Source organism: Pantoea sp. M_10, from assembly GCF_008631515.1.
GTDB classification, from domain to species: Bacteria; Pseudomonadota; Gammaproteobacteria; order Enterobacterales; family Enterobacteriaceae; genus Pantoea; species Pantoea anthophila.
The window spans coordinates 39,995-63,540 of record NZ_VWUL01000005.1 but is presented as its reverse complement, the minus strand read 5'-3'; the positions used below and the strand labels follow the sequence as shown (position 1 = coordinate 63,540).

22 protein-coding genes are annotated in these 23,546 nt (G+C 58.4%); 18 read left to right on the top strand and 4 right to left on the bottom strand.

Annotated elements, in window-relative coordinates:
* Nucleotides 1-74: 74 nt before the first annotated feature.
* Together eno and queE are read left to right on the top strand one after the other, a co-directional pair.
* Nucleotides 75-1,370: a phosphopyruvate hydratase gene (gene eno, locus F3I47_RS15125; protein ID WP_009086962.1), complete on the top strand. Its 1,296-nt coding sequence runs from the start codon at nucleotides 75-77 to the stop codon at nucleotides 1,368-1,370.
* A 229-nt stretch (nucleotides 1,371-1,599) separates the two neighbouring features.
* The gene (gene queE / locus F3I47_RS15120) at nucleotides 1,600-2,271 is read left to right on the top strand and encodes a 7-carboxy-7-deazaguanine synthase QueE (protein ID WP_150030186.1); all 672 of its coding nucleotides are present in this window, start codon (nucleotides 1,600-1,602) and stop codon (nucleotides 2,269-2,271) included.
* Between the two features lie 106 nt (nucleotides 2,272-2,377).
* Here the strand turns inward: queE and queD are convergent, their stop codons facing one another.
* Nucleotides 2,378-2,737 carry a 6-carboxytetrahydropterin synthase QueD gene (gene queD / locus F3I47_RS15115; protein ID WP_009086958.1) on the bottom strand — a complete coding sequence of 120 codons (360 nt, stop codon included), beginning with the start codon at nucleotides 2,735-2,737 and terminating at the stop codon, nucleotides 2,378-2,380.
* 299 nt (nucleotides 2,738-3,036) lie between these two features.
* Here queD and cysJ point away from each other — a divergent pair, with 299 nt between their 5' ends.
* Genes cysJ through F3I47_RS15100 form a run of 3 tightly spaced genes read left to right on the top strand, consistent with a single transcriptional unit; the run spans nucleotide 3,037 to nucleotide 7,300 of the window.
* Nucleotides 3,037-4,848, top strand: a complete 1,812-nt coding sequence (gene cysJ, locus F3I47_RS15110) for an NADPH-dependent assimilatory sulfite reductase flavoprotein subunit (RefSeq protein WP_009086955.1) — start codon at nucleotides 3,037-3,039, stop codon at nucleotides 4,846-4,848.
* Entirely contained in the window at nucleotides 4,848-6,569 is a 1,722-nt protein-coding gene (gene cysI / locus F3I47_RS15105; RefSeq protein ID WP_150030187.1) for an assimilatory sulfite reductase (NADPH) hemoprotein subunit, read from the top strand. Before cysJ ends, cysI begins: the two co-directional genes overlap by 1 nt.
* Nucleotides 6,566-7,300, top strand: a complete 735-nt coding sequence (locus tag F3I47_RS15100) for a phosphoadenylyl-sulfate reductase (protein WP_009086951.1) — start codon at nucleotides 6,566-6,568, stop codon at nucleotides 7,298-7,300. The genes cysI and F3I47_RS15100 overlap by 4 nt, the downstream gene beginning before the upstream one ends.
* Nucleotides 7,301-7,359: 59 nt before the next feature.
* On the opposite strand, the gene F3I47_RS15095 is transcribed toward F3I47_RS15100, so the two are convergent.
* Together F3I47_RS15095 and F3I47_RS15090 are read right to left on the bottom strand one after the other, a co-directional pair.
* Entirely contained in the window at nucleotides 7,360-7,644 is a 285-nt protein-coding gene (locus F3I47_RS15095) for a YciI family protein (RefSeq protein WP_009086949.1), read from the bottom strand.
* Between the two features lie 9 nt (nucleotides 7,645-7,653).
* On the bottom strand, nucleotides 7,654-8,673 hold the full coding sequence (locus F3I47_RS15090) for an aminopeptidase (protein WP_046102457.1): 1,020 nt from the start codon (nucleotides 8,671-8,673) through the stop codon (nucleotides 7,654-7,656).
* A 365-nt stretch (nucleotides 8,674-9,038) separates the two neighbouring features.
* Here F3I47_RS15090 and cysG point away from each other — a divergent pair, with 365 nt between their 5' ends.
* The 13 genes from cysG (at nucleotide 9,039) to rpoS (ending at nucleotide 20,410) form a co-directional block, all read left to right on the top strand.
* Nucleotides 9,039-10,454 carry a siroheme synthase CysG gene (gene cysG, locus F3I47_RS15085; RefSeq protein ID WP_150030188.1) on the top strand — a complete coding sequence of 472 codons (1,416 nt, stop codon included), beginning with the start codon at nucleotides 9,039-9,041 and terminating at the stop codon, nucleotides 10,452-10,454.
* A 9-nt stretch (nucleotides 10,455-10,463) separates the two neighbouring features.
* Entirely contained in the window at nucleotides 10,464-11,372 is a 909-nt protein-coding gene (gene cysD / locus F3I47_RS15080) for a sulfate adenylyltransferase subunit CysD (RefSeq protein WP_009086943.1), read from the top strand.
* An 11-nt stretch (nucleotides 11,373-11,383) separates the two neighbouring features.
* Nucleotides 11,384-12,811 (top strand): sulfate adenylyltransferase subunit CysN, encoded by a 1,428-nt coding sequence (cysN, locus tag F3I47_RS15075; RefSeq protein ID WP_150030189.1) that lies wholly within the window; start codon nucleotides 11,384-11,386, stop codon nucleotides 12,809-12,811.
* Complete coding sequence (cysC, locus tag F3I47_RS15070; protein ID WP_046102454.1) at nucleotides 12,811-13,416, top strand: adenylyl-sulfate kinase; 606 nt, start codon at nucleotides 12,811-12,813, stop codon at nucleotides 13,414-13,416. Before cysN ends, cysC begins: the two co-directional genes overlap by 1 nt.
* 54 nt (nucleotides 13,417-13,470) lie before the next feature.
* Complete coding sequence (locus F3I47_RS15065) at nucleotides 13,471-13,791, top strand: DUF3561 family protein (RefSeq protein ID WP_009086937.1); 321 nt, start codon at nucleotides 13,471-13,473, stop codon at nucleotides 13,789-13,791.
* A gap of 176 nt (nucleotides 13,792-13,967) precedes the next feature.
* Nucleotides 13,968-14,285, top strand: coding sequence for a cell division protein FtsB (ftsB, locus tag F3I47_RS15060; protein WP_009086936.1), 318 nt, complete (start codon nucleotides 13,968-13,970; stop codon nucleotides 14,283-14,285).
* A 3-nt stretch (nucleotides 14,286-14,288) separates the two neighbouring features.
* Nucleotides 14,289-15,005, top strand: a complete 717-nt coding sequence (gene ispD / locus F3I47_RS15055) for a 2-C-methyl-D-erythritol 4-phosphate cytidylyltransferase (protein ID WP_046102453.1) — start codon at nucleotides 14,289-14,291, stop codon at nucleotides 15,003-15,005.
* On the top strand, nucleotides 15,005-15,487 hold the full coding sequence (ispF, locus tag F3I47_RS15050) for a 2-C-methyl-D-erythritol 2,4-cyclodiphosphate synthase (RefSeq protein ID WP_009086933.1): 483 nt from the start codon (nucleotides 15,005-15,007) through the stop codon (nucleotides 15,485-15,487). The genes ispD and ispF overlap by 1 nt, the downstream gene beginning before the upstream one ends.
* Nucleotides 15,484-16,524 carry a tRNA pseudouridine(13) synthase TruD gene (gene truD / locus F3I47_RS15045; protein ID WP_150030190.1) on the top strand — a complete coding sequence of 347 codons (1,041 nt, stop codon included), beginning with the start codon at nucleotides 15,484-15,486 and terminating at the stop codon, nucleotides 16,522-16,524. The genes ispF and truD overlap by 4 nt, the downstream gene beginning before the upstream one ends.
* Nucleotides 16,525-16,715: 191 nt before the next feature.
* Nucleotides 16,716-17,477 (top strand): 5'/3'-nucleotidase SurE, encoded by a 762-nt coding sequence (surE, locus tag F3I47_RS15040; RefSeq protein WP_009086929.1) that lies wholly within the window; start codon nucleotides 16,716-16,718, stop codon nucleotides 17,475-17,477.
* Nucleotides 17,471-18,097 (top strand): protein-L-isoaspartate(D-aspartate) O-methyltransferase, encoded by a 627-nt coding sequence (locus F3I47_RS15035; RefSeq protein ID WP_009086927.1) that lies wholly within the window; start codon nucleotides 17,471-17,473, stop codon nucleotides 18,095-18,097. The genes surE and F3I47_RS15035 overlap by 7 nt, the downstream gene beginning before the upstream one ends.
* A gap of 162 nt (nucleotides 18,098-18,259) precedes the next feature.
* The gene (nlpD, locus tag F3I47_RS15030; RefSeq protein WP_009086925.1) at nucleotides 18,260-19,360 is read left to right on the top strand and encodes a murein hydrolase activator NlpD; all 1,101 of its coding nucleotides are present in this window, start codon (nucleotides 18,260-18,262) and stop codon (nucleotides 19,358-19,360) included.
* Between the two features lie 57 nt (nucleotides 19,361-19,417).
* Nucleotides 19,418-20,410 carry an RNA polymerase sigma factor RpoS gene (gene rpoS / locus F3I47_RS15025; protein WP_009086923.1) on the top strand — a complete coding sequence of 331 codons (993 nt, stop codon included), beginning with the start codon at nucleotides 19,418-19,420 and terminating at the stop codon, nucleotides 20,408-20,410.
* Nucleotides 20,411-20,530: 120 nt separating this feature from the next.
* Here the strand turns inward: rpoS and mutS are convergent, their stop codons facing one another.
* Nucleotides 20,531-23,092, bottom strand: a complete 2,562-nt coding sequence (gene mutS / locus F3I47_RS15020; protein WP_150030191.1) for a DNA mismatch repair protein MutS — start codon at nucleotides 23,090-23,092, stop codon at nucleotides 20,531-20,533.
* Nucleotides 23,093-23,546: the final 454 nt, after the last annotated feature.

Here is a 23,546-nt window from a genome sequence, read left to right as displayed (position 1 = left end):
TTCACAAACAGCGCGCGAACTTTTCGCGCGTTGTTTGTCTTAGGATTGACTAACTTGTACTGAGGAAAATCGTAATGTCCAAAATCGTAAAAGTCATCGGTCGCGAAATTATCGACTCACGTGGTAACCCGACTGTTGAAGCTGAAGTGCATCTGGAAGGCGGTTTCGTAGGCCTGGCCGCTGCGCCATCAGGTGCTTCTACCGGTTCACGCGAAGCGCTGGAGCTGCGTGACGGTGACAAATCACGTTTCCTGGGCAAAGGCGTAACCAAAGCCGTTGCTGCAGTAAACGGTCCGATTGCTGAAGCGGTAAAAGGCAAAGACGCGAAAGATCAGGCGAACATCGACAAGATCATGATCGACCTGGACGGTACTGAGAACAAATCTAACTTCGGTGCAAACGCCATTCTGGCTGTTTCCCTGGCAGCGGCAAAAGCGGCGGCGGCGTCTAAAGGTCAGCCACTGTATGAGCACATCGCTGAACTGAACGGCACCCCAGGCAAATACTCTATGCCTCTGCCAATGATGAACATCATCAACGGTGGCGAACATGCCGACAACAACGTCGACATCCAGGAGTTCATGATTCAGCCGGTTGGCGCAGCTAACGTGAAAGAAGCCATCCGTATGGGTTCTGAAGTGTTCCACAACCTGGCAAAAGTGCTGAAAAGCAAAGGCATGAGCACCGCTGTCGGTGACGAAGGCGGCTACGCACCAAACCTGGGTTCCAACGCTGAAGCACTGGCTGTTATCGCAGAAGCGGTAAAAGCAGCAGGCTACGAGCTGGGCAAAGACATCACCCTGGCGATGGACTGTGCGGCATCTGAGTTCTACAAAGATGGCAAATATGTTCTGGCCGGTGAAGGCGGTAAAGCGTTCACCTCTGAAGAGTTCACCCACTTCCTGGAAGATCTGACTAAACAGTATCCGATCGTCTCTATCGAAGATGGCCTGGATGAATCTGACTGGAACGGCTTCGCTTACCAGACCAAAGTTCTGGGCGACAAAATCCAGCTGGTGGGTGATGACCTGTTCGTAACCAACACCAAAATCCTGAAAGAAGGTATCGAAAAAGGTATCGCTAACTCCATCCTGATCAAATTCAACCAGATCGGTTCTCTGACCGAAACTCTGGCTGCGATCAAAATGGCGAAAGACGCGGGCTACACTGCGGTGATCTCTCACCGTTCAGGTGAAACCGAAGATGCGACCATCGCTGACCTGGCGGTTGGTACTGCAGCAGGCCAGATCAAAACCGGTTCAATGAGCCGCTCTGACCGTGTTGCTAAGTACAACCAGCTGATCCGTATCGAAGAAGCGCTGGGTTCTAAAGCGCCATTCAACGGTCTGAAAGAAGTTAAAGGTCAGTAATGACCCGATGCTGATGCCACGTTGCGTGGCATCGCATAAACAGAAAGCCCCGCCCTGTGCGGGGCTTTCTGTTTATGCAGTGTACAGTCACGGATGGCAGGGCCCGATCAAGCGGCAATCCTGCCGGCCCGTGCAGTTCCCTGCGCGCGGAGAAAAGGCACAACGCGTGGTTGAGCTGCGCGACAAATCTGCCATAATCAGCGCCCCGATTTATCCAGGCGAGTAAAAAATGTTCTACCCGATTAACGAAATGTTCCAGACACTGCAGGGCGAAGGTTACTACACCGGCGTGCCTGCTCTCTTTATCCGCCTGCAGGGATGCCCGGTGGGCTGTAGCTGGTGTGATACCAAACATACCTGGGACAAGCGGGCAGATCGGGAGACCTCGCTGGGCGATATTTTGATCAAAACGGTGGAGAGTGACGCCTGGGGCGATGCCGACGCGGCGACCCTGCTTCGCGCCATCGAACAGCAGGGCTGGACGGCGCGGCACGTGGTGATTACCGGCGGTGAACCGGCGATATATGATCTGCGTCCGTTAACCGCTGCGCTGGAGCAGCAGGGTTTTCAGTGCCAGATTGAGACCAGTGGCACTCACGAAATCCACTGCTCTGAACGGACCTGGGTGACGGTGTCGCCGAAGGTGAACATGCGCGGCGGCTACGACGTGCTGCCGCAGGCCCTGAGCCGGGCTGATGAAATCAAACATCCGGTGGCGCGCCAGCGTGATGTCGAGGCACTGGATGAACTACTGGCGGGCATTGAGGACAGCAAACCGCGCATCATCGCGCTTCAGCCCATCAGCCGCAAAGAGGAGGCGACCCGCCTCTGCATTGAGACCTGCATCGCCCGTAACTGGCGTCTGTCGATGCAGACTCACAAATATCTCAATATCGCCTGATTTTCATCGCGGTGGTTTCTGCGCGCGGAGGGGGGCGTGCAGGGCAGGGGATGGCAGAGGCGAAAAAGGGGAGCCGCGTCGGATCGAAGGATTCGATCCGACAGGGTCAGCCGCGGTAAACGCAGCCCGCAGTGCAGGTTTCTTTGATCATGACCGCGCTTAACAGCGGCAGTTGCGGCTTCATCTGATCCCAGATCCATTTCGCCAGCACTTCGCTGGTGGGATTTTCCAGGCCGGGAATATCGTTCAGGTAGTAGTGATCCAGCCGATCGTAGACCGGCTTAAACGCCGCTTTCAGTTCAGCAAAATCCATAACCCAGCCGGTATGCGCATCCACTTCGCCGGTAATCTCCAGACGAACCAGGAACGAATGACCGTGCAGACGGCCACATTTGTGTCCGGCCGGCACATTCGGAAGGTGGTGCGCGGCCTCGAACTGGAATTCTTTAAACAGGGTGGTAGACATAGTGGTTCTCAGACATTAAAAAACCGCTGGATTCTACCTGATTACCGCTTTTTTCGCACCCGCTGCGCACGAAGCGTTCTTTTTCTTCACCCGTCTTCCTCTGATGTCCAGCTAATTAACTGATATAGCGCCGCTTTGCTTACCACTTTTGCTGATTAATCCTACCTGAAAAACCATTTAGTCATTTTGGTTATTTGATATGTCGAAGGCGTATTTAATCGTTAATATACAGCCCGGTAACCTACGCACTCTTCCGCCATTTTACGGTCCGGACTTCTGATACTGGAATTTTTAACGCGATGACGACTCAGGCACCTGGTTCAATGCTTCCGCTCTCTCCGGAACAACTCGCCCGCTTACAGGCGGCGACGACAGATTATTCCCCGACTCAACTGGCGTGGCTGTCAGGCTATTTCTGGGGCAGGGTAGAACAGGCACCGGGTAGCGCCGTCGCCAGCAGCACACCGCCTGCGGCGGCCGCTGAAGCACCGGTTATCACACTGCTTTCCGCCTCACAGACCGGCAATGCCCGTCGTCTGGCCGAGCAGCTGCGTGATGACCTGCTGGCCGCCAAGCTGAATGTCAACCTGGTGAACGCCGGTGATTACAAGTTCAAACAGATTGGCCAGGAAAAGATGCTGGTCGTCGTTACCTCGACCCAGGGCGAGGGCGAACCGCCTGAAGAGGCGGTGGCGCTGCATAAGTTCCTGATGTCGAAAAAGGCACCGAAAATGGAGGGGGCCGCCTTTGCCGTGTTTGGCCTGGGCGATACCTCCTATGAATTCTTCAGTCAGGCGGGCAAAGATTTTGACAGCCGTCTGGCCGAGCTGGGCGGCGAGCGCCTGCTTGATCGCGTGGATGCGGATGTCGAGTATGCGGAGCAGGCCACGGCCTGGCGCAGTGCGCTGACAGCGATCCTCAAAGCGCGGGTGCCGACTGAATCGCCGGCGCAGGCGGCCGCGACAGTGGCAGGCAGCGTCAACGAAGTGACCACCAGCCCCTACAGCAAAGAGGCGCCGCTCAGCGCCAGCCTGGCGGTGAATCAGAAAATCACCGGACGGGATTCCGACAAAGATGTGCGCCATATCGAAATCGATCTGGGCGACTCCGGTCTGCGCTATCAGCCCGGCGATGCGCTGGGCGTCTGGTATGAAAACGACGCAGCGCTGGTCAGCGAACTGCTGGAGCTGGTCTGGCTGAAAGGCGATGAACCGGTTGAGGTTCAGGGCAGCACGCTGCCGCTGGCCGAGGCGCTGCAGAAGCATTTCGAGCTGACGGTGAATACGGCGCAGATTGTTGCGCAGTACGCTCAGCTGTCGCGTAACGCCGAACTGCTGGCACTGGTGGATGATAAAGCCAGGCTGCAGCACTACGCGCAGCAGTACCCCATCGTCGACATGGTGCGCCTGGCCCCGTCTGAGCTCAGCGCAGAACAGCTGACCGGACTGCTGCGTCCGCTGACGCCGCGACTCTACTCTATCGCCTCCTCTCAGGCAGAAACCGATACCGAAGTGCATATCACCGTGGGTGCCGTTCGCTTTGATATTGAAGGTCGCCAGCGTGGCGGCGGCGCATCCACCTGGCTGGCCGATCGCATCGAAGAAGAGGGTGAGGTCCGGGTGTTCATCGAACATAACGACAACTTCCGCCTGCCGGCCGATCCGGATGCTCCGGTCATCATGATCGGGCCGGGCACCGGCATCGCTCCCTTCCGCGCCTTTATGCAGCAGCGCGATAACGACGGTGCGGGCGGCAAAAACTGGCTATTCTTTGGCAATCCCCACTTCACCGAGGATTTCCTCTATCAGGTCGAGTGGCAGAAATATGTGAAGGATGGTCTGCTGACCCATATCGACCTCGCCTGGTCACGCGATCAGGCTGAAAAGATTTACGTTCAGGATAAGATCCGCGCGAAAGGTGCCGAAGTGTGGCGCTGGATTCAGGAGGGCGCGCATCTTTATGTCTGTGGCGACGCCAATCGCATGGCAAAAGACGTCGAGCAGGCATTGCTGGATGTGGTGGTCGAACACGGCGGAATGGATCGTGAAACGGCCGACGAATTTTTAAGTGAGCTGCGCATTGAGCGCCGTTATCAGCGAGACGTTTACTAATGAGCGATAAACACCCTGGACCGCTGGTTGTAGAAGGCAAATTAACCGACGCTGAGCGTCTGAAGAAGCAGAGCAACTATCTGCGCGGCACTATTAAAGAAGATCTGGAAGAGGGTCTGACCGGTGGATTTACCGGCGATAACTTCCTGCTGATCCGTTTCCACGGCATGTACCAGCAGGACGATCGCGACATCCGTGCCGAGCGTGCTGAACAGAAGCTGGAGCCGCGCCACGCCATGATGCTGCGCTGCCGTCTGCCGGGCGGGATCATTACGCCGACCCAGTGGCTGGCTATCGACAGATTTGCTACCGACAAAACCCTTTATGGCAGCATCCGTCTGACCAACCGTCAGACCTTCCAGTTTCACGGCATTCTGAAAAAGAACGTGAAGCCGACGCATCAGATGCTGCACGAAGTGGGGCTGGACGCGCTGGCGACCGCCAACGACGTCAACCGTAACGTGCTCTGCACCTCGAACCCGGTTGAGTCGGAACTGCATCAGGAAGCGTATGAGTGGGCGAAGAAGCTCTCTGAGCATCTGCTGCCGCGCACCCGTGCCTATGCCGAGATCTGGTGGGATAAGGAAAAGATCGCGACCACCGATGAAGAGCCGATCCTCGGTGAAACCTATCTGCCGCGTAAGTTCAAAACGACGGTGGTGATCCCGCCGCACAACGACGTGGATCTGCACGCCAACGACCTGAACTTCGTAGCGATCGCTGAAAACGGCAAGCTGGTGGGCTTTAACCTGCTGGTAGGCGGCGGCCTGTCGATCGAGCATGGCAATAAAGCGACCTACGCACGCACCGCCAGCGAGTTTGGCTACTTCCCGGTGGATAAGATCCTCGACGTGGCTGAAGCGGTCGTCACCACCCAGCGCGACTGGGGTAACCGTACCGACCGTAAAAACGCCAAAACCAAGTACACCCTGGAGCGCGTGGGCGTCGAGACCTTTAAGGCGGAAGTGGAAAAACGTGCCGGTGTGACCTTTGAGCCGATCCGCCCGTATGAATTCACCACCCGTGGCGATCGCATTGGCTGGATTAAAGGCATCGATAATAAGTGGCACCTGACGCTGTTTATCGAGAATGGTCGCCTGCTCGACTATCCGGGCCGTCCGCTGAAGAGCGGCATTGCCGAAATTGCGAAAGTTCATCAGGGCGATTTCCGCCTGACCGCCAACCAGAACCTGATTGTGGCGGGCGTGCCGGAGAGCGAGAAAGCGAAGATTGAAGCGATCGCCCGTGAACATGGTCTGATGGATCACGTCACGCCGCAGCGCGAAAACTCGATGGCCTGCGTGGCCTTCCCGACCTGTCCGCTGGCGATGGCGGAAGCAGAACGCTTCCTGCCCGCCTTCGTGACCAAAGTCGAGGGCATCATGCATGCGCACGGCGTCGGTGATGAGCACATAGTGTTACGCGTTACCGGTTGTCCGAACGGTTGTGGTCGTGCCATGCTGGCAGAGCTGGGTCTGGTGGGTAAAGCGCCAGGCCGCTATAACCTGCATCTGGGCGGAAACCGCACCGGAACGCGTATTCCCCGCATGTACCGTGAGAACATTAACGAAAGCGAAATTCTCGCCACCATTGATGAGCTGGTGGGACGCTGGGCCACCGAGCGCCAGGCCGCAGAAGGCTTTGGTGACTTCACCATCCGCGTGGGCATTGTCGCGCCGGTGCTGGACCCGGCACGCGACTTTTGGGAGGAGGCAAAATGAGTCATCCTGACCTCGCAGCACTGAATGAGATGTCCAAAGTCCAGCGCGCAATGGCGCTGGCGGCGACCAATGCGCAGCTGGAAAAGGCGTCAGCAGAAGAGCGGGTCAGCTGGGCGCTGGAGCATCTGCCGGGCGCCTATGTGCTCTCCTCCAGCTTCGGTATTCAGGCCGCGGTGTCGCTGCACCTGGTGACGCGTCAGCAGCCCGATATTCCGGTGATCCTGACCGACACCGGCTATCTCTTCCCGGAGACTTACCGTTTCATTGATGAGCTGGCTGACCAGCTCAATCTCAACCTCAAAGTGTTCCGCGCCGAAACCTCCCCGGCCTGGCAGGAAGCACGCTACGGCAAACTGTGGGAGCAGGGCGTCGAGGGGATTGAGAAGTACAACGAGATCAACAAAGTCGAACCGATGAACCGCGCGCTGGAAACCCTGGGCGCGCAGACCTGGTTTGCCGGTTTGCGCCGCGATCAGTCAGGCAGCCGGGCGAATCTGCCAGTGCTGGGCGTGCAGCGCGGCGTCTTTAAAGTGCTGCCGATTATCGACTGGGATAACCGGAAGATTCATCAGTATCTGGAACAGCACAAGCTGAAATACCATCCGCTGTGGGATGAGGGCTATCTCTCGGTGGGCGATACCCACACCACCCGCAAGTGGGAGCCGGGTATGGCAGAAGAAGAGACCCGCTTTTTCGGTCTTAAGCGTGAGTGCGGCCTGCACGAAGGCTGAATTCCGCGCCTCTTCTCTCCCCCCTGGCTGGCGGGAGAGAAGGGCGTCACTGCCCGGTCTCAGACGCCGGTTAAGCCACTGAAGGCTTCCGCTGCCCGCGTTACATTCACCTTTGTCACCTCATACTGCGCCACGGCGACAAAAGGATCTTCCGCTAAGATCGCCTCCAGCCGTTCACGCTCAATATCCCTCACCAGCAGCATGCCGCCGGTGCGCGGATCTTTACGTCCCGCCGCAATAAAAATGTCCGCGTCAAAATAGCGATTAAGCCAGTCGATATGGCCAGCCAGCAGGGTTTCAACTTCCTCTACCGGACGAATGTAATTCAGAAAGACGACGTACATGTCAGATCCTCACACGTTGGGATTGGTCAGTTCTCTGAGCAGCGGCAGCAGCACGCTGACACTGTCATGGGTTCGTCGGGCTATCTGACCCGGCAGCCAGCGGTCAAGGTAGTTCAGATTATCCAGGTCAGTCTGATGGCGGGTGACGCCATCGGGAAAGTGGCGGCTGCGGTGACGCTGCAGCGCGCCATCTTTATTTCCCAGCGTCCAGTTACTGGCGGTCACATCCAGCAGCGGAAAACCCGCCCTGTCAAAGGCATTCAGCCCGCTGACATCTTTGCGGGTCAGCTGATGACTGGCGGCGGGAATGCCGAGCTGGCGGGCCAGCAGCAGCGCCCGATCGCTGGTCTGCTTGCGTACCGCCCGGGGCGTATTCATGCCGCTGTTAAAATAGAGATGATCGCCGGTGATCAGGCTGTTGAGGTCGATGACCAGCAGGGTGTTCTTCTTCTCACGCGCGCTCATCCGCTCCACGTAGTCATCCATGCCGTGCAGATCGGCTTCTCCGGCGCTCAATGCCACAAAGCGGACGCCATAGTGCAGCGGTTTCTGACTCAGCTGCTGCGCCAGTTCCAGCATCACGCCCAGCCCTGAGGCGTTATCATCCACCCCCTGCAGACGCAGGCCGCCCAGATTGCGGTGAACCTGGGCGCTGTTCAGCGGCGTCCAGGTATCCAGATGGGCCACGATCAGGATCTCCTGCGGCACGCTGCCGGCGCGTGCGGCAATGACCGAGGTGGCGGTCAGCTTGTGCCAGCGCCGCGAGCCATCCTCTTCCTGCCAGTTGTAACCGGTGTTGAACTGGCGGGTATTGGTCTGATAACCCAGCGCGGTAAATTGCTGCTGCAGATAGTCAGCCGCCATCAGCTCGGCCGGGCTGCCGCTCATCCGGCCCGGGAAAAAGGTGGCGATGTGCCGGACCTGCTGCTCGGCAAACTGGCCGGGCGGCGTGGCCAGTGCCAGTGCCAGCGGGGAGAGGAGTGCGCCAGACAAAAGAGTGGCAACCCTCAGACGGAGGGAACAAAACATAGTGCATCCTTTTTTTTATTTGTCCGGAGCGGGCCTGTACAGGGGCCAGGGCCGCTCATGCCGGGCGTATTATACGCTTTTTGTTCCGCAATCCTGTTAGTGGAATCGGGCGCTGTCGCCTCCGGCACAGAGAGGCAGACCTTTGCGCTGGCACTTATCTGCTTTTGCAGCGCAGCAGGTGCGGAGGAATCTGTGAGCCTGTTCACGAAAAAGCCATTACATTTCATCTGTTAAGATCAAATTGTTCTGTGCTTTGCGACACCGTTATTCCATTCGGTAACTACTCATTCCAATTCGTAATTTCATCTGGATAAACTCAGCGACGTATAGTCCCGTTAATACAAAGTTAAAACATCAGGGTTAACGTGGACTATTTGCCTCTTTTTGCCGATCTCTCTGGCCGCCCGGTTCTGGTTGTCGGCGGTGGAGATATTGCGGCGCGAAAAATTGAACTGCTGCGTCGCGCCCGCGCGCGCGTTCAGATCGCCTCTCGTGAACTCTGCCCGGAACTGCAGGAACTGCTGGATAAGCAGGAGCTGGAGTGGGTGGCGACCGAATTTGATCCGGCTCAGCTGGATGGCGTTTTCCTGGTGATTGCTGCCACCGACGATAACCATCTCAACACCCAGGTTTTTGAAGCCGCTAACGCGCGGCATAAGCTGGTTAACGTGGTCGACGACCAGCCAAAATGCACCTTTATCTTCCCGTCGATTGTTGACCGCTCACCGCTGGTAGTAGCGATCTCCTCCAGCGGCACCGCGCCGGTACTGGCACGCATGCTGCGCGAAAAAATCGAAACGCTGCTGCCCGCCAGTCTGGGTCAGATGGCGGAGGTAGCCGGGCTGTGGCGCGATAAGGTCAAACAGCGCTTCAGCCGCATGTCCGATCGTCGGCGTTTCTGGGAGCGGGCCTTCGACGGTCTGTTCGCCAGTCAGATGTCCGCCGGTAACGTCGAAGAGGCGAAGCGCACGCTGGATCGTGAACTGCTGGAAGAGCCAACCCGTCAGGGCGAGATCTTTCTGGTCGGTGCCGGGCCGGGCGACAGCGGCCTGCTGACGCTGCGTGGCCTGCAGGTAATGCAGTTAGCCGATGTGGTGCTCTATGACCATCTGGTCAGCGAAGAGGTGCTGGACCTGGTGCGTCGTGACGCCGACCGCATCTGCGTCGGTAAACGCGCCAGCGCGCATACGTTGCCGCAGGAAGAGATTAATCAGTTGCTGGTCGCGCTGGCGAAGAAAGGCAAGCGGGTGGTGCGCCTCAAGGGCGGCGATCCCTTTATCTTTGGCCGCGGCGGCGAAGAGCTGCAGGCGGCACATCAGGCGGGGATCCCGTTCCAGGTGGTGCCGGGCGTCACCGCGGCTGCCGGTGCGACGGCCTATGCCGGGATTCCGCTGACCCACCGCGACTATGCCCAGAGCGTGATGTTTATTACCGGTCACTGCCGTCCCGATGGCGATGATATTGACTGGCCATCGCTGGCACGTGCGCGTCAGACGCTGGCGATCTACATGGGCACGGTTAAAGCGGCTGCTATCAGCGCGGCGCTGATTCAGCATGGTCGTGCACCATCAACGCCAGTGGCGGTGATCAGTCGCGGCACCCGTCAGGATCAGCAGGTGCTGACCGGCACCTTAGAACACCTTGAGGCGCTGGCCGCCTCGGCACCTACTCCGGCGCTGCTGGTGATCGGAGAGGTGGTTAATCTGCACGGGCAACTCGCCTGGTTTAAACATTCAGCACAGCAGGGGGCTCGCGAGTCCGCCGTTGTCAATCTGGCTTGAGGGAAAATCATGGACCAAAAACGACTCACTCATCTGCGTCAGCTGGAGGCGGAGAGCATCCATATCATTCGCGAAGTGGCTGCAGAGTTCAGCAACCCGGTGATGATGTACTCCATCGGCAAAGACTCTTCGGTCATGCTGCACCTGGCACGCAAAGCGTTCTATCCGGGCACGCTGCCGTTTCCGTTGCTGCATGTGGACACCGGCTGGAAATTCCGCGAGATGTATGAATTTCGTGACCGCACCGTGAAAGCGATGGGTGCCGAGCTGATCGTTCACCGCAACCCGGAAGGGGTGGCGATGGGCATTAACCCGTTTGTCCACGGCAGCGCCAAACACACCGACATCATGAAAACGGAAGGGCTGAAGCAGGCGCTGGACAAATATGGTTTTGACGCGGCCTTCGGCGGCGCACGTCGCGATGAAGAGAAGTCGCGTGCCAAAGAGCGTATCTACTCGTTCCGTGACCGCTTCCATCGCTGGGACCCGAAAAACCAGCGTCCTGAGCTGTGGCACAACTACAATGGTCAGATCAACAAGGGCGAAAGCATCCGCGTTTTTCCGCTGTCGAACTGGACCGAACTGGATATCTGGCAGTACATCTTCCTGGAAAACATCGAGATCGTGCCGCTCTATCTCGCCGCGCCGCGTCCGGTGCTGGAGCGTGACGGCATGCTGATGATGATTGATGACGATCGTATCAATCTGCAGCCGGGTGAAGAGATCACCCAACGGATGGTCCGTTTCCGTACCCTCGGCTGCTGGCCGCTGACCGGCGCAGTAGAGTCCGAAGCGCAGACGCTGCCGGAGATCATCGAAGAGATGCTGGTGTCCACCACCAGTGAGCGTCAGGGCCGCATGATCGACCGCGACCAGTCCGGTTCGATGGAACTGAAAAAACGCCAGGGTTATTTCTAAGGAGACGCCAGATGAATACCGTAATTGCACAACAGATTGCCGACCAGGGCGGCGTTGAAGCCTGGCTGACCGCTCAGCAACACAAGAGCCTGCTGCGTTTTCTGACCTGCGGCAGCGTGGACGATGGAAAAAGTACCCTGATTGGGCGTCTGCTGCACGACACCCGTCAGATCTATGAAGACCAGCTCTCTTCACTGCACAACGACAGCAAACGTCACGGCACCCAGGGCGAGAAGCTCGATCTGGCGCTGCTGGTAGATGGTCTGCAGGCGGAGCGTGAGCAGGGCATTACCATCGACGTGGCCTACCGCTACTTCTCGACCGAAAAGCGTAAATTCATTATTGCCGACACGCCGGGCCATGAGCAGTACACCCGCAACATGGCGACCGGGGCGTCTACCTGCGACCTGGCGATCCTGCTGATCGACGCGCGAAAAGGCGTGCTGGATCAGACCCGTCGTCACAGCTTTATCTCAACGCTGCTGGGCATTAAGAACCTGGTGGTGGCGATTAATAAGATGGATCTGGTGGACTACAGTCAGGATCGCTTCGAGGCGATCAAACAGGATTATCTCGATTTCGCCGCCCAGCTGCCGGACGATCTCGACATCCGCTTTGTGCCGATGTCGGCGCTGGAAGGGGACAACGTTGCGACGGCCAGCCAGACCATGCCGTGGTACACCGGCCCGACGCTGCTGGACGTGCTGGAGACCGTGGAGCTGAAGCGCGTTGTCGACCATCAGCCGATGCGCTTCCCGGTGCAGTATGTGAACCGTCCTAACCTCGATTTCCGTGGCTATGCCGGTACGCTGGCGTCAGGCAGCGTACAGGTGGGTCAGCGCGTTAAAGTGTTGCCGTCTGGCGTGGAGTCGACGATTGCCCGCATTGTGACCTTTGATGGCGATCTGCACGACGCGGGAGCAGGGGAGGCGATTACCCTGGTGCTGCAGGATGAGATTGATATCAGCCGTGGCGATCTGCTGGTGGACGCCAGCGAAACGCTGACGGCGGTGCAGTCGGCCAGCGTAGACGTGGTGTGGATGGCGGAGCAGCCGCTGCAGGCGGGTCAGAGCTACGATCTGAAAATCGCCGGTAAGAAAACCCGTGGCCGGGTCGAAAAGGTGCTGCATCAGGTCGACATCAACTCGCTGGCGACCCATCAGGTCGATGCGCTGCCGCTGAACGGAATCGGCCGCATTGAGATCGTCTTCAATGAACCGATGGTGCTCGACAGCTATCAGCAGAACCCGGTGACCGGCGGCATGATCTTTATCGATCGCCTGAGCAACGTCACGGTCGGGGCGGGCATGATCCATCAGCCCAACCAGGATGTGCCGGTCAATACAGGTGAGTTCAGCGCCTTTGAGCTGGAACTGAATGCGCTGGTGCGCCGTCACTTCCCACACTGGAACGCGCGCGATCTGCTGGGCGGTCAATAATGGCGCAGCACGACGACAACGTGGTGTGGCATGACCATCCGGTCACCCGCGCGGCACGCGAACAGCAGCACGGCCATCAGGGCGTGGTGCTGTGGTTCACCGGGCTGTCGGGCTCGGGAAAATCCACGGTCGCCGGTGCGCTGGAGCAGGCGCTGCACCGCATCGGTGTCAGCACCTATCTGCTGGATGGGGATAATGTGCGTCACGGCCTGTGCCGTGACCTCGGTTTCAGCGACGACGACCGTAAAGAGAATATCCGTCGGGTCGGTGAAGTGGCGAAACTGATGGTGGATGCCGGATTAGTGGTGCTCACCGCCTTTATTTCACCGCATCGCGCCGAGCGGCAGATGGTGCGCGATCTGCTGGAACCGGGACAGTTTATCGAGGTGTTTGTCGATACGCCGTTAGCGGTGTGTGAGGCGCGCGATCCTAAAGGGTTATACCGCAAAGCCCGGGCCGGAGAACTGCGAAACTTCACCGGCATCGACAGCGTTTATGAAGCCCCGGAGAGCCCGGAAATTCAGCTGGATGGCGAACAATTGGTTACAAAACTGGCCGCCCAATTGTTAGACCTGCTGCGTGACCGCGATATCATCAGATCCTGAAGAGACAGCGGCAAATCGTCTCTGATTTGCCGCCCTCGCACCAACAGGATGCCTATGCAGAACATAACCCCACTGCTCGCTCGTAAAGATGACACTGCCCCGGATGAGCCGCGCTCACTGCTGCCGGGCTGCGTGATCGGCTTTCTCGCTTACTGGTGTGCGCTGGCGATCCCGTTCCTGCTGTTCGGCTCCAACACGCTGTTTTTCTTTCTGTATACCTGGCCATTCTTTCTGGCGCTGCTGCCGGTTGCGGTGGTCGCCGGTATTGCCCTGAATACGCTGCTCAGCGGACAGTGGCTCTGGACCGCACTCGCCACCGTGATTCTGGTGGTCTCTCTCTTCTGGTTAATGTTCTCTTTTCTCTCCGGCTGGTAAGCGCTGATGCTCTTGCGCTGATGTGCAAACGCATCGGCCGGTTACAAATCTTTTCCCCCCGGAATCGCTGCTGATTCATATTTTGTGCAGACGCGCGGCAAAGCGCGCCATTTTCTCCGCTGGTGTGGAGTCCTGTGCAAAGTTATGGGATGATTGGGCCGTTTTTAGGGGGCGGGATGGGAAAACTGACGTTACTGTTACTGGTGCTGCTCGGCTGGCTGCAATATTCATTGTGGCTGGGGAAAAATGGCATCCACGACTATACGCGCGTCAATGATGATGTCGCGGTGCAACAGGCTAACAATGCCAAACTGAAATCGCGCAACGATCAGCTGTTTGCCGAAATTGATGACCTCAATGGCGGCTCGGAAGCGATCGAGGAGCGTGCACGCAATGAGCTGGGCATGATTAAGCCCGGTGAGACCTTCTATCGTCTGGTGCCTGACCAGAACAAACGCAACGCGCAACAATCAGCGCAAAACCAACAACGATAAAACATGAATACTCTGGCCTCCCTTGCGGATGTGATTGCCGTGGTGCCCGCGGCCGGGATCGGCAGCCGCATGCAGGCAACCTGTCCTAAGCAGTATCTGACGATTGGTCAGCACACCCTTCTGGAACACAGCATTGCACGTCTGTTTTCCCATCCTGCCATTAAACAGGTTATTGTCGCCCTCAGTCCCGACGATCAGCACTTTGCCTCACTGCCGCTGGCGCGTGATCCGCGCGTGCTCAGGGTTACCGGCGGAGAAACCCGCGCCGAATCGGTGCTGGCTGGCCTGCAGGCCGCGCAGGGTGCCGCGTGGGTTCTGGTTCACGATGCTGCCCGTCCCTGTCTGCATCCCGACGACCTGCAGCAGCTGCTCAACGTGCGCGAACAGAGCCACGTCGGCGGGATTCTGGCCGCACCGGTGCGCGACACCATGAAGCGGGGCGAGCCGGGCAAAGCCGCGGTGGCCCACACGGTAGAGCGTGACGATCTCTGGCACGCCTTAACCCCCCAGTTTTTCCCGCATGCGCTGCTGACAGCCTGCCTGACGCGGGCACTGACCGAGGGCGCAACCATTACGGATGAGGCCTCGGCGCTGGAGTATTGCGGCTACCATCCGCTGCTGGTCAGCGGACGCAGTGATAACATCAAAGTCACCCGGCCAGAAGATCTGGCGCTGGCGGCTTTTTATCTGAGTCAGATTCAATTAAAGGAGAGCGCATGATGCGTATCGGTCACGGTTTTGACGTTCACGCCTTTGGCGGAGAGGGTCCGTTAGTGATTGGCGGTGTGCGGATCCCGTTTGAGCAGGGGTTTATTGCCCATTCCGATGGTGATGTGGCGCTGCATGCGCTGACGGACGCGCTGCTGGGCGCGGTCGCCATGGGCGATATTGGCAAACTGTTTCCGGATACCGATCCCGCGTTTAAAGGCGCGGACAGCCGCGGCCTGCTGCGCGAGGCCTGGCGTCGTATCGAAGCCAAAGGCTATCGCATCGGTAACGTGGATGTCACCCTGATTGCCCAGGCGCCGAAAATGCTGCCGCATGTGCCGCAGATGCGCATCAACATCGCGGAAGATCTGGGATGTCACATGGATGCGGTCAATGTCAAAGCCACCACGACCGAAAAGCTGGGCTTTACCGGGCGCGGTGAAGGGATCGCCTGCGAAGCGGTGGCCCTGCTGCTGAAAGCCGACACTCAATGACGCTTCACTATCTGCACGGCACGCCCGTTGCCACCGGCGTCATCAAAGCCAGCCCGGAAGATTTTGTGGTGGTTGAAGATCTCGGTTATGGCCCGGATGGGGAAGGAGAGCATCTGCTGGTGCGCATCCGTAAAGTGGGCGCGAATACCCGCTTCGTGGCGGAGGCGCTGGCGAAATATCTCGGTGTGCATCAGCGTGACATGAGCTATGCCGGGATGAAGGATCGCCATGCCGTGACGGAGCAGACGCTCTGTTTCCGTCTGCCGGGGAATGCAATGCCCGATCTGCGCGGTTTTGCGCTGGAGGGGGTTGAGATCCTGCAGGCGGTGCGCCACAAGCGCAAGCTGCGCACCGGCGCGCTGGCCGGAAATGCGTTCCGGCTGGTCATCCGCCAGATCAGTGACCGTGAGGCGGTTGAGACGCGCCTGACGCAGATTCGTGACGCGGGTGTGCCGAACTATTTCGGTGAGCAGCGTTTCGGGCGCGGCGGCAATAACCTGGTGATCGCAGAGAAGTGGGCGCGCAACGAGATTACCCTGCGCGATCGCAACAAGCGCAGCCTGATGCTCTCTGCCGCGCGCAGTGCGCTGTTTAATCAGGTGACCAGTGCGCGTCTGGCACAGCAGGGTTGCCTGAGTCAGGTCCTTAACGGCGATGCCCTGCAGCTGACCGGGCGAGGCAGCTGGTTTGTTGCGCAGCCGGATGAGCTGGAAGCGTGCCAGCGCCGGGTTGAACAGCATGAACTGCGCATCACCGCGCCGCTGCCGGGGCGGGGCGAGCCGAGTCCGCAGGCGGATGCGCTGGCTTTTGAAGAGCAGGTGCTGGCTGGCGAAACGCTGCTGACCGGCCTGATTGAGCGCGAACGGGTGGATACCGCACGCCGTGCCATGCTGGTCGTGCCGCGCGATCTGCGCTGGAGCTGGTGGGATGAGGTGACGCTGGAGCTGACGTTCTGGCTGCCCGCAGGCAGCTTCGCCACCAGCGTCGTCAGAGAACTGCTGGTTCAGGCCGACGCGTCCGATCAGATTGATGAGTAATCTTCGCCGCAACCTGACCCGCTGTGTGGGGAATGTTGCGGCAACCCCCCTCTGCTGTGTGATTTACGCCTACCACTTCCTTGCGTGCCTCGCTAGAATGCAAAAATCGCCGCCCATTCCTCACCTGTTGCCATGCCGTTCAGACAGGTTCAGTCGCGGCGACCAGTCGAATAAAAAAAGGTCAGAACGAAATGCGGATATTGCTCAGCAACGATGACGGCATTCATGCGCCAGGTATTCAGACTCTGGCGAAAGCCCTGCGGCAGATTGCTGACGTGCAGGTGGTTGCCCCCGATCGTAACCGAAGCGGTGCGTCAAACTCGCTCACCCTGGAAACGCCCCTGCGAACGTTCACCCATGAAAACGGCGATATCGCGGTGCAGATGGGTACCCCGACCGACTGTGTCTATCTGGGGGTGAATGCCCTGATGCAGCCGCGGCCCGATATTGTGGTGTCAGGCATCAATGCCGGTCCCAACCTGGGGGATGATGTGATTTACTCCGGCACGGTCGCGGCGGCGATGGAGGGGAGACACCTGGGCTTACCGGCGATCGCCGTTTCGCTCAATGGTCATCAGCACTACGAGACAGCCGCGGCGGTGACCTGTGCGCTTCTCCGGGCGCTGACGCATGAGCCGCTGCGCACCGGTCGCATTCTCAATATCAACGTGCCCGATCTGCCGCTCTCCGAACTCCGGGGCATTCGCGTGACGCGCTGTGGCAGCCGCCATCCGGCCGATCAGGTGATTGCGCAGCAGGACCCGCGCGGCAATACCCTCTACTGGATTGGCCCGCCGGGTGAAAAACTGGATGCCGGGCCGGATACGGACTTCGCCGCCGTGGATCAAGGCTATGTCTCTGTCACCGCGCTGCACGTCGATTTAACGGCGCACAGTGCCCAGGAGGTGCTCAGCGACTGGCTGGCGAAAGCTGAGGTGAATCTGGCATGGTGAATCGGCGTATTGAGACGTTGCTGTCACAACTGCGTCAGCAGGGCATCCATGACGAAAACCTGCTGAAAGCCATCAGCGAGGTGCCACGCGAACGCTTTATCGATGAGGCGTTCGAGCACAAGGCCTGGGACAATGTCGCCCTGCCTATCGGCTCCGGTCAGACCATCTCACAGCCCTATATGGTGGCGCGAATGACCGCGCTGCTCGGGCTGAATCCCCATTCGCGGGTGCTGGAGATCGGCACCGGTTCGGGTTATCAGACCGCCATTCTGGCCCACCTGGTTGATCACGTCTATTCCGTGGAGCGGATTAAAGGGCTGCAGTGGCAGGCCAAGCGCCGGCTGAAACAGCTCGATCTGCACAATGTCTCCACCCGCCATGGCGACGGCTGGCAGGGCTGGCCATCCCGTGGCCCGTTCGATGCGATTATCGTCACGGCGGCCCCGCCGGAAATTCCGATTGCGCTGATAGCGCAGCTGGCAGAAGGCGGCATTATGGTGCTGCCGGTGGGGGAAGATCAGCAGGTACTGAAACGGCTACGTCGTCAGGGAAAAGAGGTGACGGAAGAGACCATCGAGCCGGTGCGTTTTGTTCCGCTGGTGCAGGGCGACCTGGCCTGACCCTCTACGTATTTCTTCACAACTGTTTCATGGCACCACGTACCTGATGTTGTTACTATCCGGTTTACCTAACGAAAACACAGCTTTTATCGCGTCACGCAGAGCATTCTGCTGGCAGATACAGTGAAACAGATAGATCAGAGTTGCCATCACGGGGGATTAATGAGCACGGGAAGCACACTTTTTCAGTTACGCCGTCTGGCGGCGCTTTCACTGGTAGGTTTCTGGCTGGCAGGCTGCAGCTCCAGCGACAACTCGCAGGCGCCCATCAGTCGCGTGGGCGACAATGGCGGCATGAACAGCAGCCCGTCTGACACAGGCATGGTTTCGGGCGGCGTACCTGCCACACCTGCCCAGGGACAAATGTTAAGCACAAATTCAGGATCTGCTCCCCGTAGCGGTGGAATGATTAGTACCAGCGATAATGTTGAGACACAAAATGGCCGGATTGTGTACAACCGCAGTTATCAGAATATTCCAAAGGGCAGTTACTCCGGTGAAACATATACCGTTAAGCGCGGTGACACATTGTTTTACATTGCCTGGATTACCGGCAACGACTTCCGCGATTTAGCCCAGCGCAACAACGTTCCGGCGCCCTATAGCCTGAATGTGGGGCAAACGCTGCAGATTGGAAATGGGTCAGGTCAGCCGATTACGGGCGGAAATCCCATTACCGTTGCTGATGCAACGCAGGGCGGTGTTCCGGCGTCGCCACAAATTAAAGCGCCTGTTGTTGCACAGCAACCTGTTATTACGTATTCTGATGATTCGGGTAATTCGGGTGGCAGCAAATTGTTGCCTTCGAAAGGAGCAAATGTTGCAACGACAACAGCTCCAGTCGTGACCGCCCCCCCAACGGTGAGCAGTACCACCAACAGTTCAACGCCGGTCGGAAGCTGGCGCTGGCCGACCGATGGGAAGATTATCGATAACTTTTCTGCCGCCGAAGGTGGCAATAAAGGGATCGATATCGCCGGAACGCGCGGACAATCTGTCGTTTCCACCGCATCAGGACGCGTGGTTTACGCAGGTAACGCACTCCGGGGGTACGGTAATTTAATCATCATTAAACACAACGATGATTACCTGAGTGCCTACGCCCACAACGATACAATGCTGGTTCGGGAACAACAGGAAGTTAAGGCGGGGCAGAAGATCGCTACCATGGGTAGCACCGGAACCAGTTCAGTCAGATTACATTTTGAAATTCGTTACAAGGGGAAATCCGTAAACCCGTTGCGTTATTTACCGCAGCGATAATCCGGCAGAACAGACCCTTTTTATGTTCTGCCCTGGAATCACGGGTAGGAGCCGCTTATGAGCCAGAATACGCTGAAAGTAAACGAGTTACATGAGAACGCGGAATTCGATGAGAACGGAGCTGAAATTTTTGACGAGAAAGCACTCGTTGAAAACGAAGCCAGTGATAGCGACGTAGCGGAAGAAGAGTTGCTATCACAGGGTGCGACGCAGCGTGTTTTAGATGCGACGCAGCTCTATCTTGGGGAGATTGGCTATTCTCCGTTGTTAACGGCAGAGGAAGAGGTTTTCTTCGCTCGCCGTGCATTGCGGGGTGATATTCCTTCCCGTCGCCGTATGATCGAAAGTAACTTACGCCTGGTGGTGAAAATCGCCCGTCGTTACAGCAATCGTGGTTTAGCTCTGCTGGACCTGATTGAAGAAGGTAACCTCGGCCTGATTCGCGCCGTTGAGAAATTTGACCCGGAGCGCGGGTTCCGTTTCTCAACGTACGCCACCTGGTGGATTCGTCAGACCATTGAACGGGCGATCATGAATCAAACCCGTACTATCCGTCTGCCGATTCACATTGTTAAAGAACTGAACGTTTATCTGCGTACTGCGCGTGAACTGTCCCACAAGCTCGACCATGAGCCGAGTGCGGAAGAGATCGCGGAGCAGCTTGATAAACCGGTTGATGACGTAAGCCGTATGTTGCGTCTCAACGAACGCATTACCTCGGTTGACACGCCATTAGGCGGGGATTCTGAAAAAGCGCTGCTGGATATTCTGGCCGATGAGAAAGACAACGGCCCGGAAGACACCACGCAGGACGATGACATGAAACAAAGCATCGTCAAATGGCTGTTCGAACTGAACGCCAAGCAGCGTGAAGTGCTGGCACGTCGTTTCGGCCTGTTGGGCTATGAAGCGGCAACGCTTGAGGATGTCGGCCGTGAAATCGGCTTAACCCGTGAGCGTGTCCGTCAGATTCAGGTTGAAGGTTTGCGCCGTCTGCGCGAAATCCTGCAGGCGCAGGGCCTCAACATTGAAGCACTGTTTCGTGAATAACTGATCTGAGCATGAATGCGAAAAGCGGTGGTGAAAACCACCGCTTTTTTTATGCCTGCAGAAAAGGCCAGGCAGAAACGTAGCGGGCCGGTCCGCGCTTTCACGCGGCACGGCGAACCTTCAGACCAGCGACTTAAGGCGATAGATCCAGTCGAGCGCCTGACGCGGCGTCAGCGTATCCGGGTCCAGCGCCTCCAGGGCTTCTACCGCCGGAGAGGTCTCTTCAACCAGTAGCGGCAGCTGAGAACCATCGACCGTCGATGAGGCGGAGTGACTGGAGACGGTCTCCAGCTCTTTCAGCTTATTGCGCGCGCGTCTGATGACCTCTTTGGGCACCCCCGCCAGCGCTGCCACGGCCAGACCATAGCTCTTGCTGGCGGCCCCCTCCTGCACGCTGTGCATAAAGGCGATGGTGTCACCGTGCTCCACCGCGTCCAGGTGAACGTTCACCACGCCCTCCATTTTCTCCGGCAGGGTGGTCAGCTCGAAGTAATGGGTCGCGAACAGCGTCATCGCTTTAATGCGGTTGGCCAGGTTTTCGGCACAGGCCCAGGCCAGCGATAAGCCGTCGTAGGTGGAGGTACCGCGTCCAATCTCATCCATCAGCACCAGACTGTTTTCGGTGGCGTTGTGCAGGATGTTGGCGGTTTCGGTCATCTCCACCATAAAGGTCGAGCGTCCGGAGGCGAGATCATCAGCGGCACCCACGCGGGTGAAGATGCGATCCAGCGGGCCAATCAGCGTCTCATCGGCGGGAACAAAACTGCCAATCCACGCCATCAGCGCAATCAGCGCCGCCTGACGCATATAGGTACTTTTACCGCCCATGTTCGGACCGGTGATGATCAGCATTCTGCGCTGGGGGGCCAGGGAGAGCGGGTTTGCAATAAACGGCTCTTTCAGTACCTGTTCGACCACCGGATGACGACCGCCGCTGATTTTGATTCCGGCTTTATCCTGCAACACCGGCCGGCAGTAGTTCAGCGTCCAGGCGCGCTCGGCCAGATTGCTCAGCACATCCAGCTCTGCCAGCGCCGCGGCACTCAGCTGCAACGCTTCAAGATGCGGCAGCAGCTGATCGAATAGCGCCTCATAGAGGCTTTTTTCCAGCGACAGCGCTTTCCCCTTCGAGGTCAGTACCTTGTCTTCGTACTCCTTCAGCTCCGGGATGATGTAGCGTTCCGCATTTTTCAGCGTCTGACGACGGACATAGTGCATCGGCACCTGATGGCTCTGCGCGCGGCTCACCTGGATGAAGTAGCCGTGTACCCCGTTAAAGCCAACCTTGAGGGTATCCAGTCCCAGCTTCTCGCGTTCGCGAATCTCCAGCCTGTCGAGATAGTCCGTTGCACCATCGGCCAGCGCACGCCACTCATCCAGCTCGGCGTTGTAACCGGGGGCAATCACGCCGCCGTCGCGGATCAGCACCGGCGGGGAGTCGATGATCGCCTGCTCCAGCAGCTCACGCAGCGCGGCGAACTCGCCCATCTGGGTGCGCAGCTTCTGCAGCTGTGGCGCTTCAACATCGGCCAGCAGCTGGTTAAGCTCCGGCAGCTGCTGAAAAGCGTGCCGCATGCGGGCCAGATCGCGCGGGCGGGCGGTGCGCAGCGCCAGGCGGGCCAGGATTCGTTCCAGATCGCCGACCTGACGCAGCACCGGCTGAAGCACCTCACTGAGAGGCTGCAGTTCTGCAATCGACTCCTGACGCTGGGTGATTGTGCGTACGTCGCGCAGCGGCATATGCAGCCAGCGTTTGAGCATGCGGCTTCCCATCGGGGTGACCGTTTTGTCGAGCACGGCCGCCAGGGTGTTGTCGGTGCCGCCTGCCAGGTTCTGGGTGATCTCCAGATTACGGCGGGTGGCCGCATCCATAATGATGCTGTCCTGCTGCCGCTCCATGCTCAGCGAGCGGATGTGCGGCAGGGTGGTGCGCTGGGTATCTTTGGCATACTGCAGCAGACAGCCCGCCGCACTCAGTCCGAGCTGCGCATTCTCCACGCCAAACCCGTTGAGGTCACGGGTGCCGAACTGCAGATTGAGCTGCTGCCGGGCAGTGTCGATCTCAAACTCCCACAGCGGACGGCGGCGCAGGCCACGACGCTGATCGATCAGTGACATCGCCTGGAAATCTTCAGGGTAGAGCAGCTCGGCCGGGTTGGTGCGCTGCAGCTCTGCCGCCATAGTTTCGGCATCGGCAGGTTCGCTGAGGCGAAAACGGCCCGAGCTGATATCGAGCGTGGCGTAGCCAAATCCCCGCGGACTTTGCACAATCGCTGCCAGCAGGTTGTCGTGCCGCTCCTGTAACAGCGCCTCATCGCTGATGGTTCCCGGCGTAACGATACGCACCACTTTGCGCTCAACCGGCCCTTTGCTCAGCGCCGGGTCACCGATCTGCTCGCAGATCGCCACGGATTCGCCCAGCTGCACCAGCTTAGCCAGATACCCCTCAACCGCATGATAGGGCACACCGGCCATCGGGATCGGTTCGCCTGCCGACGCGCCGCGTTTGGTCAGCGAAATCTCCAGCAACTGTGAGGCACGTTTCGCGTCGTCATAAAACAGCTCGTAGAAGTCACCCATACGGTAAAACAGCAGAATGTCAGGGTGCTCGGCCTTGAGGCGCAGGTACTGCTGCATCATGGGCGTGTGAGAAGGAAAGTCCTTTTCGGTTGGCTCTTGCATAAGGTTTTAACTCATCTTTGATGCGGTAAATTTCTGGCGGTCAACGCCCATGAAACCGAAAGGGATTCCAGGCGCGCAGGATAATCAGATGATAACGAATAGGGCAGGGCATATGCCAGCCTGATGCGCAGACCGTGAACCTGACCGGCCAGGAGCCATCCTGGCAAATGGCAGGGCGGCTGGCGACAGAAAAGTGTCACTTTTGCACTCTCTGGTGTGCTGCTGCGAGGCGGCTCGCGATTTCTGACAGGATAGCGCACCGGGGGATTGCCGATCAGGCGGCTGCGCGCGGAGCGTGCGGTTCACCGGCAGGGTCGCGCGGATTAAAGGAAATCAGTCCGCCGTGCCCGCCTGAAAAAGAGACACCGGTCAAAGAAGCGGCACGCACATCTGCACCCGGCGGACAAAAGTGGTTGAATCAACGGGTTACATTTTCAGCGCGCAAAATTTACCC